General features: G+C 64.7%; 13 protein-coding genes. 6 read left to right on the forward strand and 7 right to left on the reverse strand.

The window, feature by feature from the left end; translation table 11 throughout:
- Nucleotides 1-2: 2 nt before the first annotated feature.
- Entirely contained in the window at nucleotides 3-905 is a 903-nt protein-coding gene (locus AB7M16_RS04470) for an amino acid ABC transporter substrate-binding protein (protein ID WP_453943242.1), read from the reverse strand.
- A gap of 20 nt (nucleotides 906-925) precedes the next feature.
- The gene (locus tag AB7M16_RS04475; RefSeq protein WP_453943243.1) at nucleotides 926-2248 is read right to left on the reverse strand and encodes an aspartate aminotransferase family protein; all 1323 of its coding nucleotides are present in this window, start codon (nucleotides 2246-2248) and stop codon (nucleotides 926-928) included.
- 227 nt (nucleotides 2249-2475) lie between these two features.
- On the opposite strand from AB7M16_RS04475, the gene AB7M16_RS04480 reads away from it, so the two are divergent.
- The 4 genes from AB7M16_RS04480 (at nucleotide 2476) to AB7M16_RS04495 (ending at nucleotide 6665) form a co-directional block, all read left to right on the forward strand.
- Nucleotides 2476-3381 (forward strand): LysR substrate-binding domain-containing protein, encoded by a 906-nt coding sequence (locus AB7M16_RS04480; RefSeq protein WP_172783354.1) that lies wholly within the window; start codon nucleotides 2476-2478, stop codon nucleotides 3379-3381.
- A gap of 123 nt (nucleotides 3382-3504) precedes the next feature.
- Entirely contained in the window at nucleotides 3505-4530 is a 1026-nt protein-coding gene (locus AB7M16_RS04485; protein WP_453943244.1) for an aldo/keto reductase, read from the forward strand.
- Nucleotides 4531-4665: 135 nt separating this feature from the next.
- The gene (locus AB7M16_RS04490) at nucleotides 4666-6087 is read left to right on the forward strand and encodes an MFS transporter (protein ID WP_212255055.1); all 1422 of its coding nucleotides are present in this window, start codon (nucleotides 4666-4668) and stop codon (nucleotides 6085-6087) included.
- Nucleotides 6088-6203: 116 nt separating this feature from the next.
- On the forward strand, nucleotides 6204-6665 hold the full coding sequence (locus AB7M16_RS04495; RefSeq protein WP_025036797.1) for a PEGA domain-containing protein: 462 nt from the start codon (nucleotides 6204-6206) through the stop codon (nucleotides 6663-6665).
- A gap of 70 nt (nucleotides 6666-6735) precedes the next feature.
- On the opposite strand, the gene clpA is transcribed toward AB7M16_RS04495, so the two are convergent.
- Both clpA and clpS read right to left on the reverse strand, forming a co-directional pair.
- Complete coding sequence (gene clpA, locus AB7M16_RS04500; RefSeq protein ID WP_453943245.1) at nucleotides 6736-9144, reverse strand: ATP-dependent Clp protease ATP-binding subunit ClpA; 2409 nt, start codon at nucleotides 9142-9144, stop codon at nucleotides 6736-6738.
- A gap of 289 nt (nucleotides 9145-9433) precedes the next feature.
- Nucleotides 9434-9766 carry an ATP-dependent Clp protease adapter ClpS gene (gene clpS, locus AB7M16_RS04505; RefSeq protein WP_172783349.1) on the reverse strand — a complete coding sequence of 111 codons (333 nt, stop codon included), beginning with the start codon at nucleotides 9764-9766 and terminating at the stop codon, nucleotides 9434-9436.
- 478 nt (nucleotides 9767-10244) lie between these two features.
- Between clpS and AB7M16_RS04510 the strand changes: the two genes are divergently transcribed.
- A complete protein-coding gene (locus AB7M16_RS04510; RefSeq protein WP_453943246.1) occupies nucleotides 10245-11606 on the forward strand; it encodes a pilus assembly protein TadG-related protein in 1362 nt (453 codons plus the stop codon).
- A gap of 72 nt (nucleotides 11607-11678) precedes the next feature.
- Here the strand turns inward: AB7M16_RS04510 and AB7M16_RS04515 are convergent, their stop codons facing one another.
- Nucleotides 11679-12017 carry a phasin family protein gene (locus AB7M16_RS04515; RefSeq protein WP_172783347.1) on the reverse strand — a complete coding sequence of 113 codons (339 nt, stop codon included), beginning with the start codon at nucleotides 12015-12017 and terminating at the stop codon, nucleotides 11679-11681.
- Nucleotides 12018-12403: 386 nt separating this feature from the next.
- Here AB7M16_RS04515 and AB7M16_RS04520 point away from each other — a divergent pair, with 386 nt between their 5' ends.
- On the forward strand, nucleotides 12404-14233 hold the full coding sequence (locus AB7M16_RS04520) for a serine hydrolase (RefSeq protein WP_172783346.1): 1830 nt from the start codon (nucleotides 12404-12406) through the stop codon (nucleotides 14231-14233).
- Nucleotides 14234-14465: 232 nt separating this feature from the next.
- Here AB7M16_RS04520 and AB7M16_RS04525 read toward each other — a convergent pair whose 3' ends face one another.
- On the reverse strand, nucleotides 14466-15191 hold the full coding sequence (locus AB7M16_RS04525; RefSeq protein ID WP_172783345.1) for a DnaJ domain-containing protein: 726 nt from the start codon (nucleotides 15189-15191) through the stop codon (nucleotides 14466-14468).
- Between the two features lie 70 nt (nucleotides 15192-15261).
- Complete coding sequence (locus AB7M16_RS04530) at nucleotides 15262-16011, reverse strand: VWA domain-containing protein (RefSeq protein ID WP_453943247.1); 750 nt, start codon at nucleotides 16009-16011, stop codon at nucleotides 15262-15264.
- Nucleotides 16012-16183: the final 172 nt, after the last annotated feature.

Here is a 16183-nt window from a genome sequence, read left to right on the forward strand (position 1 = left end):
CCCTACGGCGCGAGTGCATCGCTCGGAGAGGCGACACGGGCCTTCATCGCCGCACTCATCGGAAGCCGGAGGTTCTGTCCCTTCGGCGGGATCGGCGCCTCGAACCATTTGGCATAGAGCTTGTCGAACGCGCCGGAGGCCATGTTCTCCTTGATCACGGTGTCGACCAGGGCCTTGAACTCAGGATCTTCCCGACGGGTCATCAATCCGTAATAGGACGGCGCATAGGTCACGCCCAGCATCCGGAAGGCCGTCGGATCGGTCGCGTTCGCGACGAGCCCGGCGATCAGAATGTCGTCCTCGAACCAGGCGGCGGCGCGGCCCGTTCCCAGCATCAGCAACGACTCGGCATGGTCCTTGGCCTGGACGATCGTCACGTTCAGCTTCTGCTCGTCGAGGACCTGCTTTGCGACCGCAAAATTCAGCGAGCCCTGTGTGATGACGACCGTCCGCCCATCGAGCCCCTTCGGCTCCGTCACCCCCGAGGCGACGGCCACGAGCCAGCGCGGCGACGCCACATAGGTCGCGACGGAGAACGAAACCTGCTTCTGACGTTCCGCGGTGTTGGTCGTGCTGCCGCACTCGACGTCGATGGTGCCGTTCTGGAGCAGCGGAATGCGATTGGACGCATTCACCGGGACGTAGTCGATCCCCAGCTCCGGCCGGCGCAGCACGATCCTGATCTTGTCGGCCACCGCGGAGCAGAGATCGAGCGAAAGTCCGGTCGGCTTCTGACCCGATCCAAGATAGGCGAACGGGATCGAAGCCTCCCGATAGCCGAGGGTGATCTTGCCGACCTCTCTGATCTTGTCGAGGGTCGGGCTGGCCGCTTGCGCTGTTGGAACGTCCAACAGCGCAAGCGAAAGTGCGGCAATGGCAAGCGTCAGCGCGTGTCTGCGGATCATGTCGGCCTCCGGACTGTCGATCAAGCGGCGGGATTTCGCGACAATTCGTCGAGGCTCTCCCTCAAGGAGCGGTCCAGGATCTCGACGGCGCGGTCGATCTCCTCGGTCGACACGGTGAGCGGCGGCGCGATGCGCCACACCGATCCGCGCTCGGGGCGACGGCGGATGTTCATGCTCAGCCCATGTTCAAAGCACTTCTTGGTCGTCAGGCCGCCGAGCTGGTGGGCCGCGCGCCGACTGTTGCGGTCGGTGACCAGCTCGACGCCGAGCAGAAGCCCCATGCCCCTGATGTCGCCGATCTGCTCGTATTTCTGCTGAAGACCCTCGAAGCGGCGGCGCAGATAGGCGCCCATGACATTGGCACGCTCGACCAGCTTCTCCTCCGCGATCACACGCAGCACCGAGAGCCCGACCTCGGCCAGCAGCGGATCGGAGACGTGGCTGGTGTAATAGGTGAAGTGATCCTCGTGCAGCTTGCTCTCGATCGCTTCGGTGGTCGAGACCGCCGCGAGCGGAAGGCCCCCACCGAGCGTCTTCGACATGGTCATGATGTCGGGGACGACGCCGAAATATTCCGATCCCGTCTTCTTGCCGACGCGCCCGAACGCCGTCTGGGCCTCGTCGAAGATCAGCAGCATACCGCGCTGGTCGGCGGCCTTGCGCAGCGCCTCCATGAAGGCCTTCGGCGGCACCAGCACGCCGCCAGCGCTGATCACGGGCTCGGCGATGATCGCCGCGCCCCGCCCGCTCGACTGCATGTCGAACATTTTCAGCGCCAGCTCGAGATTGGCGAGTGCGGATGCTTCCTCACTCCCCTTGTCGATGTAGGGACGATAGGCATTCGGCTCGGGGATGACGAACACCCCGGGCGGCGGCACGCCATAGCCTTTGCGGTCGCTCGCCATCGAGACCGAGGCGGCGCCGCCGGTGATACCGTGCCAAGAGCCGCCGAGGACAAGCACCTCGTAGCCGCCGGTGTACATCTTGGCCATCCGGAGCGCGACTTCGGTCGCCTCCGAGCCGGTGTTGATGAAGATCGAGCGCTTGAGGTCGCCGGGCAGCCAATCCGTCGCCAGCACCTGGGCGAGCTCGGCCACGACTTCGGGGATCATCCCGCTGAAGAGATGGAACGCCTTCTTCCCGGCCCGCTCCACCGCCGCGACAATGGCAGGGTGGTTGTGGCCGATCGTCGCGCACATCTGCCCCGAGGTGAAATCGAGATAGTCGCGCCCGTCGCTGTCGGTGACGATTGTCCCCTTCGCGGTCGTGAAAAGGTTCGGGAACACGTCTCCGCCGTACCGCACCAGAAATTCGTCGGCGGCTTGTTTCAGCGCTGAAGTCATGGCGTCTCCTTAAGCAAGCGGCATCTGCCGCGCGCGGGCATGGCGCGGCGATGCGGAGTCCGCTCACCGGTCTCGGGTCAGGTTGTGGGCACGAAGCTGTTGCGTCTGGGCGTTCGCGGTACGAAACTTGCCAGTGCAACGGAGAAATTCGTAACCGGGCAGACATGATGGGCGCCAGTTCAAAAAACTCAGCAGCCGATGAAGCAAGCTCAACGGGGCGGCCGCGCATGCCGCCGCTGAAGGCGCTGTCGGCGTTCGAAGCCGCTTCCCGCCACGGCAGCTTCAGCCGCGCTGCCGAGGAGCTCGGGGTCACGCCTTCTGCGATCAGCCATCACATCCAGAACCTCGAGGATTTTCTCGGCGTGCGCGTGTTCTCGCGGCACGCCGGCCGTGCTGTGCTCACCAATGCCGGCCGCCTCTATGCCGGCGAGATCGAGCGCGCGTTCGGCACGATCATGGGTGCGACGCGGCTGGTGGCGCCGCAATCGCAGCGCGATCATTTGTTCATCGCCAGCGGACCAAGCTTTGCCGCCAAATGGCTACAACCGCGGATCGGCAATTTCATCGGCCAGCATCCGGAGATCGGGATCAGGCTGTCGACCATCGCCGATCTGCGCGATCTCGAAACCATCCGCTTCGACCTCGCGATCGCCTATGGGCGCCCACCGGTCGTGAACGACAGGCAGATTGAGCCGCTCCTCGCCGAGCGCCTGCGCCCACTCTGCAGCCCGCGGCTGATCGAGCAGCTCGACCTGCGCGAGCCCGGCGATCTCGCCCGCGCCACGCTGATCCATTCCTCGAACGCGCTGACCTGGACCGATTATCTGCGCAAGGTCACAGGCGCGAGCATCAAGGCGCGTCACGAATTGTGGTTCGACCGCTCCACCATGGCGATCGATGCAGCCGTCGAGGGTCTTGGCGTCGTGCTGGAGAGCGAAATCCTCGCCGCCGAGGAGCTGGACAAGGGCACGCTCGTCGTACCGTTCCGCCAACCCGAATTCGAGGTGGAGACGGTCTCCTACTATCTGGTGCGCTCGGCTGAGGCGAAAGGACGTAGCCATGTCAGCGCGTTCGAGGCTTGGCTGCGCGCGAAGATCTCGGCTGCAAACTTGCAGACCACGAGCGTGGCCTAGCAAAATGCGGACTACCCAAGCAGAGCCGCCATGTGAGCGCGTGATAGGACAAGGCACCCGCTTGCGCTAAACTCGGCACCAAGGCCGCACCGATCAACGAGCGGCCAGCCGAGGAGCAGATCGATGGAATACCGACGCTTGGGCCGGTCCGGCCTGATGGTGCCTGCTTTAAGCCTGGGAACGGGCACGTTCGGCGGCGTCGGCCGCCTTGCGGCGTGGGGCACGACGGATGCGACTGAAGCGCGGCGTCTTCTGGACATCTGCCTCGAGGCCGGCGTGTCGATGTTCGATACCGCGAATGTCTATTCGCTCGGCGAATCCGAGCGGGTGCTCGGGCAAGCCATCAAGGGGCGCCGCGACAAGGTCCTGATCTCGACCAAGGCGACGTTCCGCTTCGGCGACGACCCGAACGACATCGGCTCATCGCGCCAGAATCTGCTTGCGGCGATCGACGGTTCGCTGAGTCGGCTCGGCACCGATTATATCGACCTGTTCCAGCTCCACGGCTTCGACGCCTTCACTCCGCCCGAAGAGGTGCTATCGACTCTCGACGTGCTCGTTCGCGCGGGCAAGATCCGCTATGTCGGCGTCTCGAATTTCTCTGGTTGGCACCTGATGAGGTCGCTCGGCGTCGCCGACACACACGGCTTTCCGCGTTACGTCGCCAACCAGACCTACTATTCACTGATCGGGCGCGACTATGAATGGGAGTTGATGCCGCTCGGCCTCGACCAGGGGCTGGGCGCCGTGGTCTGGTCGCCACTCGGATGGGGGCGCCTCACCGGAAAGATCCGCCGCGGTCAGCCGAAACCGGAAGTCAGCCGCCTGCCCAAGACGGCCGAGTTCGGACCGCCCGTGTCGGACGAGCATGTCTACCGCGTCGTCGATGCGATCGACGAGATCGCGAAGGAGACCGGCAAGAGCGTCTCGCAGATCGCGCTGAACTGGCTGCTGCAGCGTCCGACGGTCTCGACGCTGATCATCGGTGCACGCAACGAGACCCAGCTGCGCGAGAATCTCGGCGCGGTCGGCTGGTCCTTGACCAAGGACCAGGTCGCAAAGCTCGACGCCGCGAGCACGGTGACGCTGCCCTACCCCTATTGGCACCAGCGCGTGACCTTCAGCGACCGCAATCCGCCGGCGGTGTAGGACAGCCGCATCAAGCACGCTTGGTAAGGCGACGGCGCGCTGACAGTGCGGTTCCGGAACTATCGCGGCCCTGCCCTGTTGGCGCAATACTCGGCCCGTGGCCGAGTCCGATTCGCCAACGATACGCCGCTCACGATGTCGACAGTCACCATCGAGCATGCCGACGGCCTGCCGCAGCCGCAACGCAACCAGGCGGTGCTGACCATTGCGCTCGGCATCGTCATGGCGGTGGTCGACAGCGCCATCGCCAATGTGGCGCTGCCGACGATCGCAGCCGACCTCGATGCGAGCCCGGCCTTCTCGATCTGGATCGTCAACGGCTACCAACTCGCGATCACGATCTCGCTGCTGCCGCTGGCTTCGCTCGGCGAGATCGTCGGCTATCGCCGCGTCTACCTGGTCGGGCTGGCGCTGTTCACGGTGGCCTCCGCTTTCTGCGCGCTGGCCCACACGCTGCCGCAGCTGACGATCGCGCGCATCCTCCAGGGCTTTGGCGCGGCCGGCATCATGAGCGTCAACGCGGCGCTGGTACGTTTCACCTATCCGCGCAGCCTGCTCGGCCGTGGCATCGGCCTCAACGCTCTCGTCGTCGCCTTCTCGGCCGCGATCGGCCCGACGCTCGCCGCCGGCATCCTCGCGGTCGGAAGCTGGCCCTGGCTGTTCGCGATCAACGTGCCGCTCGGCGCGGTGACGCTGGTGCTGGGCCTGCGCAGCCTGCCGCACACCAAGCCCGCGAGCCGCTCGTTCGACTGGCAAAGTGCGGGTCTGTCGGCGATCACCTTCGGCGTCGGCATCGCTGCGGTGGACAGTGTCGGTCATGGCGAGGCCGCGATCACCTGCCTCGTGCAGTTCGCCGTCGCGATCGTTGCCGGTGCGCTGCTGATCTATCGCGAGACTCACATGACCTCGCCGCTCTTGCCGATCGACCTGCTGCGCATCCCCGTGTTCGCGCTGTCGATTGCGACCTCGATCGCATCGTTCTGCGGGCAGATGCTGGCCTTCGTCGCGATCCCCTTCTATCTCCAGAGCCGCTTCGGCTATTCGGCCGTCCATATGGGCCTGTTGATCACGCCATGGCCGATCGCGCTGGCGTTTGCAGCCCCCCTCGCAGGCCGCCTGGTCGAGCATTATCCGGCCGGCCTGCTCGGCGGTATTGGGCTCACGCTGTTTGCCTGCGGCCTTGCCGCGCTGGCCTTCCTGCCGGCGACGCCAACGCCGCTCGACGTGATCTGGCGGATGGCGCTCGCCGGCGCCGGCTTCGGTCTGTTCCAGACCCCCAATAACCGCACCATGATCGCAGCCGCGCCGCGCGAGCGCGCCGGCGGCGCCAGCGGCATGCTGGGGACGGCGCGCCTCCTCGGCCAGACCACCGGAGCGGCGCTGGTGGCGCTGTTGCTCGGCCGCTATCCACTCGACGGAACCAGGCTGGCACTGCTCGCGGGCGTCGGTTTTGCGCTCTGCGGTGCGATGCTGAGCATGCTGCGGCTTTCCCCGGCCGGCGCGCGCGGTGCCGAGCAGGTCCGCGTGCAGGACGATCAGCGCCTGCGCGGGGATTAGCACCCGGGTTCGCGCATTGTCGTGCACAACCTTTGCGTGGCTTAACTATTCAGCGCAATAGCCTATTGCCCTCCCGCTCCGGTTGCGCATAGTGGCGGTGGGACAAGGGGCATTTCATGCGTTCATTGGGAATTGTGGCGCTCAGCGTCATGCTGGGCGGCTGCGCGTCGGTCACGCGCGGCACGACGGAGAATATCAGCATTTCATCAACACCTTCAGGCGTGGAAGCCGTCGTCAGCGGAATGGACGTTCCGACCACCTGCACGACGCCTTGCTCGGTGGTCGTCAAGCGGAACGCCGACATCTCGATCACCTTCCAGAAGGAAGGCTATGAGCCGCAAATCGTTCCGCTCAGCCGGGACGTCCAGACGGGCGGCGCCGCGGGTTTCGCCGGCAATCTCCTGCTGGGCGGTGTCATCGGCATGGGCGTCGACGCAGCGACCGGAGCCGCGACCGATCACAAGCCGAACCCGGTCATCGTGACGATGCAGCCGGCGGCCCCTCCCCGCAGCGCACGGCCGCCCGCGCCCCGGAAGCCGCGAGCACCTGCGCCGCCTCCGCCCGACACCGGCACCTAAAATTCGGTAGCTGCCAAGCAAACAAAAAGGCCGGCTTCGCAGCCGGCCTTTTCGATTTCATCAGTGCCGATCAGACCTTGACCAGCGGGCCCTTCGAGGTCGGCCCCTTCGAGCCGCCGGGGCCGCCCGGCTTGGACTTGCCCGGCGGACGCTTGCGGGCGCCGGGCAGCTTCTCCTGCTTCGGCGTGACCGGACCCTCGACGAACTCGAAGCCGATCTTCTCCTTGGCCTCGTCGGTCTCGTCCTTGACGAGCACGACGCGAACGTGGCCGCCGCCCTTCAGCTTGCCGAACAGCACTTCGTCGGCCAGCGGCTTCTTGATGTGCTCCTGGATCACGCGAGCCATGGGACGTGCGCCCATCTGCTCGTCGTAGCCATGCTGGACCAGCCAGGCCTTGGCCGGCTCGGACAGCTCGATGGTGACGTCGCGGTCGCCGAGCTGCGCCTCGAGCTGAAGCACGAACTTCTCGACCACGGTGCCGATCACCTCGACGCTGAGATGGCCGAACGAGACGACGGCATCGAGACGGTTGCGGAATTCCGGCGCGAACTGGCGGTTGATCGCCTCGTGATCGTCGCCTTCCCGCTTCGAGCGCGTGAAGCCGAACGCCTGCTTGGCGAGATCCGAAGCGCCTGCGTTCGTGGTCATGATCAGGATCACGTTACGGAAGTTGACCTGCTTGCCGTTGTGGTCGGTGAGCCGGCCGTGATCCATGATCTGGAGCAGCACGTTGTAGAGGTCGGGATGCGCCTTCTCGATTTCGTCGAGCAGCACCACGCAATGCGGATGCTGGTCGACGCCGTCGGTGAGCAGGCCGCCCTGGTCGAAGCCGACATAGCCGGGAGGCGCGCCGATCAGGCGCGACACGGTGTGCCGCTCCATGTATTCGGACATGTCGAAGCGCAACAGCTCGACGCCGAGCGACGCCGCGAGCTGCTTGGCAACTTCGGTCTTGCCGACGCCGGTCGGCCCCGAGAACAGGTAGCAGCCGATCGGCTTCTCCGGCTCGCGCAGGCCCGCACGTGCGAGCTTGATCGAGGCGGCAAGCGATTCAATCGCCTTGTCCTGGCCGAACACCGTGCGCTTCAGGGTCTGCTCGAGATGCTTGAGCACCTCGGCATCGTCCTTCGACACGCTCTTCGGCGGGATCCGCGCCATCGAGGCGATCGTGGTCTCGATCTCCTTGATGCCGATGGTCTTCTTGCGCTTGTTCTCGGCGACCAGCATCTGCGCCGCGCCGGACTCGTCGATCACGTCGATCGCCTTGTCGGGCAGCTTGCGGTCGTGGATGTAGCGCGAGGAGAGCTGCACCGCAGCCTCGATCGCCTCATTGGTGTACTTCAGCCGGTGGTAGTCCTCGAAATACGGCTTGAGGCCCTTGAGGATCGCGATGGCATCCTCGACGGTCGGCTCGTTGATGTCGATCTTCTGGAAGCGCCGCACCAGCGCGCGGTCCTTCTCGAAGTGCTGGCGGTATTCCTTGTAGGTGGTCGAGCCCATGCAGCGGATCGTGCCCGAGGCGAGCGCAGGCTTGAGCAGGTTCGAGGCATCCATCGCCCCGCCCGACGTCGCGCCCGCGCCGATCACGGTGTGGATCTCGTCGATGAACAGGATGGCGTTGGGATGCGCCTCGAGCTCCTTGAGCACCTGCTTCAGGCGCTCCTCGAAGTCGCCACGATAGCGCGTGCCGGCCAGCAGCGTGCCCATGTCCAGCGAGAACACGGTCGCGGCCGCCAGCACCTCCGGCACCTCGCTGTCGACGATGCGCTTGGCGAGGCCTTCTGCGATCGCAGTCTTGCCGACGCCGGCTTCACCGACGAACAGCGGATTGTTCTTCTGCCGGCGGCACAGCACCTGGATCGCGCGGTTGATTTCGGAATTGCGTCCGATCACCGGGTCGATCTTGCCGTCGCGCGCCTTCTTGTTGAGATTGACGCAATAGGTCTCGAGCGCCTCGCCCTTCTTCTTGGCGTCCTCGTTGCCCTTGGTCTCGGTCTCCTCGTCGACGCCGCGCACGGGCCGCGCCTCGGAGACGCCCGGCCGCTTGGCAATGCCGTGGCTGATGTAGTTGACCGCGTCGTAGCGCGTCATGTCCTGCTCCTGCAGGAAATAGGCGGCATGACTCTCGCGTTCGGCGAAGATCGCGATCAGCACGTTGGCACCGGTCACCTCTTCGCGACCGGACGACTGGACGTGGATCACCGCGCGCTGAATCACGCGCTGGAAACCGGCGGTCGGCTTGGCATCGTCGGCGCCATCCGTCACCAGGTTTTCGAATTCGGTCTCAAGGTAGTTGACGAGGCTCGTACGGAGCTTGTCGAGATCGACGCTACAGGCGCGCATGACGGCGGCTGCATCGGAGTCGTCGATCAAGGAGAGCAGGAGATGCTCGAGCGTCGCGTATTGGTGATGACGCTCGTTTGCGATCGCCAGCGCACGATGCAGGGATTGTTCAAGGCTTTGGGAAAAAGTCGGCATTCGCGTCCTCTATGGCCCCCACCATCATGATCGCCATCGCCCGGTCAGGCAACAACAACCTTTGTCACATATAGTTATACAAGATCGCGGCGAAAGACCGGTTCCGCGACTCGGCAGCTAGCCACCTGGGCTATTTTCAATGCAAAACCCGTTCCGATTTGGGCGGGATCGGCGCCAGCGCAGAATTCCGTAGTTTTGCCAGCTGCGACCGCCATCGCGCGCAGCCGTCACGCGACAATCACACCGCGGGTTGCAGGAGCCCCGCCTTCAAACGCGCCGCAGGCCGGGCTTACTTCTTTTCCATCACGCATTGCAGCGGGTGCTGGTGCTTGCGGGCGAAATCCATCACCTGCGTCACCTTGGTCTCGGCGATCTCGTAGGTGAACACGCCGCACTCCCCGATGCCATGATGATGGACGTGCAGCATGATCTTGGTTGCGGCTTCGACGTCCTTGTTGAAGAACTTCTCCAGCACGTGAACGACGAACTCCATCGGCGTGTAGTCGTCGTTCAGGATCAGCACGCGGTACAGGTTCGGCCGCTTGGTCTTCGGCTTGACCTTGGTGATGACCGACGTGCTCGGACCCGAGGGAGTGCCCGGACGGTTGTCGTCATTGCTCATACGAGGCGCGTCGGCGGCGGCTGGCGCGGACAGATCAAGGCTGGAAGTCAATTGCAGCATGGCACAGGCGTTCAAATTCCCCACGGAAGCGAATGGCGGTCACTGCGCGACCCCTCCTTCGGAGCCTGGCGCAGGCGCGCCGCCTTGGATCGCCGCTCCCGACAAATCCGGTTCAGGCCGGATCGCTCGCCAGCAATATGGCCCTGCCCCCGGCCCGCCGCAAGCACGCGGGGGTCCGGCCCATGCGGTCGCAGCAGTCCCGATTCCCAGTCCGGGCGATCCTGATGAGGTTAATCAATCCGGAGCGATTTGACAAAAATTTCCGGCCGGCACGCTTAGAACATGTTGACCAGGAACCCGGCCGTTAGCCCGCACGGGACGGTTTTCGGCAGAAGGCTCCGGTTTTCTACGGTCCAATTTACCTGCCATTCAATGACGTAGCGCGAAATCGGGCAAAACACCGATTTCGGGGATCGTCATGTCTGGTCTGCCCCTCGTCAGCCGCCTTGGTCGACAACTCGCCCGTTTCGCAGCGGCCGAGCAAGGCAATATCGCCGTGATCTTCGCCATTGCGCTCGTTCCGGTGCTGAGCTTTGTCGGCGCGGCGATCGACTATAGCCGCGCGGCCCAGGCGCGCACCGCGATGCAGTCAGCCCTCGATTCCACCGCGCTGATGCTTTCCAGGGATCTGTCGGCCGGCACCATCACGACGTCACAGATCTCCACCAAAGCGCAAACCTATTTCAACGCCCTGTTCACGGACACCAAGACCCTGCCGTCGGTTAGCGTCGGCGCCACCTATAACTCGAGCACCAGCATCGGCTCGACGATCCAGCTGACCGGAACCGGCACCTACACGACCAGCTTCATGAAGATCGCCGGCTTCCCGACGCTCGACGTCGGCACCTCATCCACCAGCGCCTGGGGCCTGACGCGCATGCGCGTGGCCTTGGTGCTCGACGTCACGGGATCGATGGCGTCCGACGGCAAGATGCCGGCGATGCAGACGGCCGCGAAGAACCTGGTCGATCAACTCAGCGCGCTCGCGAAGACCAACGGCGACGTCTACATCTCGATCGTACCGTTTTCCAAGGACGTCAACGTCGGCAGCAGCAACTATGACAAGTCCTGGATCGACTGGAGCGACTGGGAAGCGGTGAATGGCAGCTGCAGCGACAATTCGTACAAACAACAGTCAAGCTGCGTGAGTGCCGGCAAGACCTGGACGCCGAAGAACCACAACAAGTGGACCGGCTGCATCACTGACCGCGACCAGGACTACGATACCAAGAACACGACTCCGGTGAGCAGCAATTCCGCGACGCTTTTCCCGGCCGAGCAATATTCCTACTGCAACTCCAGCAATTCGGCATACATCCAGCCCGTCATGCCGCTCAGCTACGATTGGACCGCGCTCAAGTCTCTGATCGACAATCTGGTTCCGACCGGCAACACCAACCAGGGCATCGGCCTTGCCTGGGGCTGGATGACACTGTCGACGGGCGAGCCCATGAATGCTCCGGCCAAAGACACGAACTACACCTACAAGGACGCGATCGTCCTGCTCTCCGACGGTCTCAACACACAAAACCGCTGGTACAGCGGTGCTTCGCAGATCGACAACCGACAGAAGCTGCTCTGCGACAACGCCAAAGCCCAGCCCAACAACATCACGATCTACACGGTGCAGGTGAACACCGGCAGCGATCCGACCTCGAGCGTGCTGCAATATTGCGCCAGCAGCAGCGACAAGTTCTATCTGGTCACCTCGGCAAGCCAGACCGTATCGGTGTTCAAGGATATCGGCACGTCACTGTCGAAGCTGCGCGTCGCACGCTGACGGGTCCCATCGCTCCCAATAAAAAGCCCGGCTGGTCAGCCGGGCTTTTCGATTCCAGGATGTCCCGAGACGTTACTGGGCGGTCGGGGTGAACTTCGACACCATGGTCTCGACCGGCTTGAACGCCTGCTTGGCGAGGTCGCTGTAGAGGCCGGCGATCTTCTGCGATTCCGCAACGAAGGTTTCGTAGGCGGAACGGGCAAAATCGGTCTGCGCTTCCATCGCCTTGTCCAGCGACTTCACGCCGGAAAGCTTCTCGACGAAGGACTTGGTGTCTTCGAACGACTTCTTCGTGTAGTCGCCATAGGCGCTGGCGATCGCCTGGATGCCATGCTGCACCGAGGTCGCGGAGGCAACGCACTGCTCGAACTGCTCTTTCCCGTAGTTCTGGAAGTCTTCAACCTTGAACATTTCGGATCCTTTTCCCTGGCTCGCGTCGGGAAGCCCCGGCTCCCTGACTCCGCCCAAAATTAGTGCAACGCACAAAAAAGTCAAGAATCTTGTGCGTCGCACAAAACTAGGCGCAAATTGCAGAGATTCCCGGGGTTTCCCGCAAGGGTTCCTTAAGCTTTTGGAAACCGGCCCACCCTACTTTGATTCCCTGGACGTGTTCACTTCCGCGAGCGGCCAAAAGCCGTTTGAGAACATCACCTTAGCCAGAACAGCGGCTCGGGTCCAACGTCCCCCGCGGCGAACACCAGCGGAGGGACAGCCTGAGCAGGTAATGATCCCGGGTCCGTTGGGCACAATTTCGCCTCACGAGCCGGTGATCAAGTCAGAAACGGGGACGGGGTTCCATGCTTCGTAAAAACTTGTCTTCCTCGCGCTTGGCGCGGGTTGGCGTTTTCGGGCTTCTTACGGTCACCACCGCAGTCATCTTCACCACCGACGCAGCCGAGGCGCGGCGCCATCGTCGACACTATGCGCACCACCGGGTGCAGCGCGATGTGTCCGAGAGCTCCAGCCCGAAATTCGCGTCCATCATCGTCGACGGCAATTCCGGCGCGGTGCTCCAGGCGACAAGCCCTGACGGAATCCGCCATCCGGCGTCGCTGACCAAGATCATGACGCTCTATCTGCTGTTCGAGCGTCTCGAATCCGGCAGGATGAAGCTCGACACCGAGATGCCGGTGTCCAAGCACGCCGCCGACCAGGATCCGACCAAGCTTAATCTGCGTGCCGGCCAGACCATTCGCGTCGAAGACGCAATCAAGGGCCTCGTCACCCGCTCTGCCAACGACGCAGCCGTGGTAATCGCGGAAGCGATCGCCGGAGATGAAGACGACTTCGCCCAGATGATGACGCGGAAGGCGCGCTCGCTCGGCATGTCCAAGACGGTCTACCGCAACGCCAACGGCCTCCCCAACGACGAGCAGGTCACGACCGCGCGCGACCAGGCCACGCTGGGTCGCGCCATTCAGGAGCGCTTCCCCCGCTACTATCGCTATTTCGCGACCTCGACGTTCAATTGGCGCGGACAGTCGATCCGCAACCACAATCACCTGCTCGGCAGCGTCGAGGGCGTGGACGGCATCAAGACCGGCTACACCCGCGCCTCCGGCTTCAACCTCGTCAGCTCGATGCGGCGCGGCAACCGCCACCTGATCGGCGTGGTGCTCGGCGGCCGCAGCGGCGGCTCGCGCGACGCCATCATGCGCAACCTGCTCGCGGAGAACCTCGAAAAGGGCGCGACCGTCCGCACCGTCGTCGCAGTCACGGAGCGCAACGGCGCTGAAGCCAACACCGATGTCGCCGATGCCTCGGACACGCCGGCACGTCCCGCCCCGCAGGTCCAGGCCCCTGCTCCCGAAGCTGCCCCCTCGCGCCTCGCCGCGCGCCTGTCGACGCTGGCCGCAGCGACTGCGGCGATGCCGCCCGCTCAGCCCAAACCCGAAGTTCGGCCGACGGAGTCCAAGGTGGAGCCGGCGCCGCTCACCAATGGCGTGATCTCGAGCCAGCCGCTCTCCATCATCCCCGGCTCGTCCGAGCCGATGAAGCCGGTTCGGGTCAAGACGGTTCAGGTCAAGGCCGGCGCCGTGAAGGTCGCCTCCGCGGCTCCGGCTCAGGTCGTTGCGCCGCCGGTCACCAGCACCGTCCCGCCCCGTTCCGACGTCGCGGAAACCTCCGGCGCCGTCGTCGCCAGGGCAGATCTCATCAACAAGCCGGAGGCGGTGAGCCAGCCGGAAGCGCCGAAGGCCGAGATGGCCCGCACCGAACTGCCGCGTCAGCCGGCCGGCTTCGGCACCGGTAACGGCATCCTCGGCGTGCTCCCGGCCGCAACCGCTGCCGCGCCCGCTCCCGCCGCTCCGAAGCTCGCGTCCGCCGACCCGGCGCCGCAGCCGATGCAGATGAGCGCGACCACGAAGCCCGCCGTCACCCACAGCGGCTGGATCGTCCAGGTCGGCGCGCTCGAGAGCGAGAACGAAGCTCAGCAGCGCATCGACGCGGCCCGCAACTCAGCCCGCGGCCTGCTCAGCAAGGCTGACCCGTTCACCGAGCCCGTCGTCGCCAAGGACAATCGCAAGCTCTACCGCGCCCGCTTCGCCGGGCTCGAGCGCGACCAGGCCGAAGCCGTCTGCCGCACCTTGAAGCGCGCCGAGATCTCCTGCATCACCGTTCGCAACTGATCTCCTTCTTCGCTCCAAATCAAAAATGCCCGCGCCTTGCGCGGGCATTTTCGTTTTGGTGAGGCGGTAACGCCGAGGCTGTTCAGGACGAGGCTGTTCCACGACAACCTCTCGTCAAGGATTTACGGTTAAAACTTTGCTCAAGGGATCGACCACGCCGACAAGGGCGGGCGACGTCAGACAGAGCAAACGGAGCTCACGCGGTACGGGCGTTTGTAGCGTAGTGCCGGAGTTAGCCGTTATGCGTGCGAAGCAGAGTATCCTTGGCCTCGTTTACCCGGGCAGCGAGATACGTCGAGCCCCCCTGGTCGGGATGGAGTTTCTTCATCAGGGACTTGTGGGCCCGGCTGATGTCGTCGCGCCCCGCTCCCGGCTGCAAGCCAAGGATCTGATAGGCTTCCTCCGCCGTCATTTTGCCGCTCGCCGCCGTGCGGCGCTGCCGCCCTGCCGCATCGCCCTGCGCGTTCTGACGCCAAGCGGGAAACCGGCGGTCCAGATAGCTTTCAAGTAAGGCCACGCTCTCGGCGTCAAACGTCGGGACTATTGCGAGCAAGCCGGCGAGATCGAACTCATCGAGACTGCGCCCGGCGTGAGGCCCCGCGACGATCTGGCCGGAAAGCTGGCCGGAATCGTGGTCCAGCCGCATGTCCAGGAATTGCGAGCGCACCCGCGACGCCTGCCCGGACGGGCGCGTCGCACCGCCGCCGAACAGCCCGCCGACATTGCCGAAGCCGGCATTCGCCAATGGCGTCCAGCCGAGCAGCCCGGCGCCGAAAATTCCGAGCGGGATCGCAACCGCCAGCTCGCCCCGCAAGCCGGTGAAGGCCGCAACCGCCAGCGCCAGCACGCCGCCGCCGAATTTAATTGTGCGCGCCAGCACCGCCGGATTGGCGGAGCGGAACGTCTGGAGCAGCAGGTAAAGCGTGATAACGGCGACAGCGCCGGCGATCAGGGTCATGGCCGGAATATAGTCGTCCTCTTGTCAAAAAGCATGGCGTCCACCGCCGCATGCCGCGCCGCCCCGACCGCTACTTCATCTGGCTGATCAGCTTCGCCGCGCCGCTCACGCTTCCAGCCAGTTTCAGCAGCGCCTCGCGTCCGCCGGCGGCATAGGCCGCAGCTGCCCGCAGCAGTTCGCGCAGCTGCGCCGCCGCACCAGGATCGAACCGGCACCAGGCACCGCCCGTCAGGCGCGCGATCTCCCGGAAGGCCTGTTCGGCGACCGCGTCATGGCCCTCCTGAAACACGAATACGGGCACCTTGAGCATGCCGAGCTCGCCGGCCTTGGCGGAGAGCTCGTCGATGTCTTCCTCCATGGCATCGCCGACGAAGACCACGGCCCGCACGCCGGATGCGACTGCCTCGCGCCTGACCTCGCTCAGCACCTTGCCGATCTGGGTATCGCCGCCGCGGCAATCGATCTTGCCCATCAGTGTCGCCAGCCTGGCGCTGTCGGAAATCCAACCCGTGGCACGGCACTCGTTGAAGCCGCGATAGTAGACCAGCCGGATGTCGAGACTGCCGAGCGCCGCGGTCTCGCGAAACATGTCGGCCTGGAGCGCGCACGCCATGTCCCAGGTCGGCTGCCGGCTCATCGTCGCATCCAGTGCGAAGATCAGCCGTCCCCTCGCGCCCGGCGCATGCGGCGAGAGCGCCCGCGCCTTGGCGACGAACGCGGCGATGTCTTCCGAGGTTGAGGTTTTCGCTTGCGGCAATGCGCCGTCTGCTTGCGCCGAGACGGCATCGCGGCCGCGCGGTTTGATGGGTTCGCCCGACATCGCAGCTACACCTTGCGTCAGCAGCTAATGTGGTCAGCACATGCGGCCCGGTCAATGCGCAAAGCCTCCGCGGGCGGGCGCCGGCGGAGGCTTCGACGACGATTGGTGCAACCGAGCGGTGACGTCAGCTCGGTCAGCTCTTGTGGCCTAGCTGCTGTCGGTCAGCTGCTGT

This window comes from Bradyrhizobium sp. USDA 372, from assembly GCF_053629095.1.

Coding starts and splice junctions, on each gene's coding strand:
- AB7M16_RS04470 (WP_453943242.1), bottom strand. CDS start 905: ATGATCCGCAGACACGCGCTGACGCTTGCCATTGCCGCACTTTCGCTT.
- AB7M16_RS04475 (WP_453943243.1), bottom strand. CDS start 2,248: ATGACTTCAGCGCTGAAACAAGCCGCCGACGAATTTCTGGTGCGGTAC.
- AB7M16_RS04480 (WP_172783354.1), top strand. CDS start 2,476: ATGCCGCCGCTGAAGGCGCTGTCGGCGTTCGAAGCCGCTTCCCGCCAC.
- AB7M16_RS04485 (WP_453943244.1), top strand. CDS start 3,505: ATGGAATACCGACGCTTGGGCCGGTCCGGCCTGATGGTGCCTGCTTTA.
- AB7M16_RS04490 (WP_212255055.1), top strand. CDS start 4,666: ATGTCGACAGTCACCATCGAGCATGCCGACGGCCTGCCGCAGCCGCAA.
- AB7M16_RS04495 (WP_025036797.1), top strand. CDS start 6,204: ATGCGTTCATTGGGAATTGTGGCGCTCAGCGTCATGCTGGGCGGCTGC.
- clpA (WP_453943245.1), bottom strand. CDS start 9,144: ATGCCGACTTTTTCCCAAAGCCTTGAACAATCCCTGCATCGTGCGCTG.
- clpS (WP_172783349.1), bottom strand. CDS start 9,766: ATGAGCAATGACGACAACCGTCCGGGCACTCCCTCGGGTCCGAGCACG.
- AB7M16_RS04510 (WP_453943246.1), top strand. CDS start 10,245: ATGTCTGGTCTGCCCCTCGTCAGCCGCCTTGGTCGACAACTCGCCCGT.
- AB7M16_RS04515 (WP_172783347.1), bottom strand. CDS start 12,017: ATGTTCAAGGTTGAAGACTTCCAGAACTACGGGAAAGAGCAGTTCGAG.
- AB7M16_RS04520 (WP_172783346.1), top strand. CDS start 12,404: ATGCTTCGTAAAAACTTGTCTTCCTCGCGCTTGGCGCGGGTTGGCGTT.
- AB7M16_RS04525 (WP_172783345.1), bottom strand. CDS start 15,191: ATGACCCTGATCGCCGGCGCTGTCGCCGTTATCACGCTTTACCTGCTG.
- AB7M16_RS04530 (WP_453943247.1), bottom strand. CDS start 16,011: ATGTCGGGCGAACCCATCAAACCGCGCGGCCGCGATGCCGTCTCGGCG.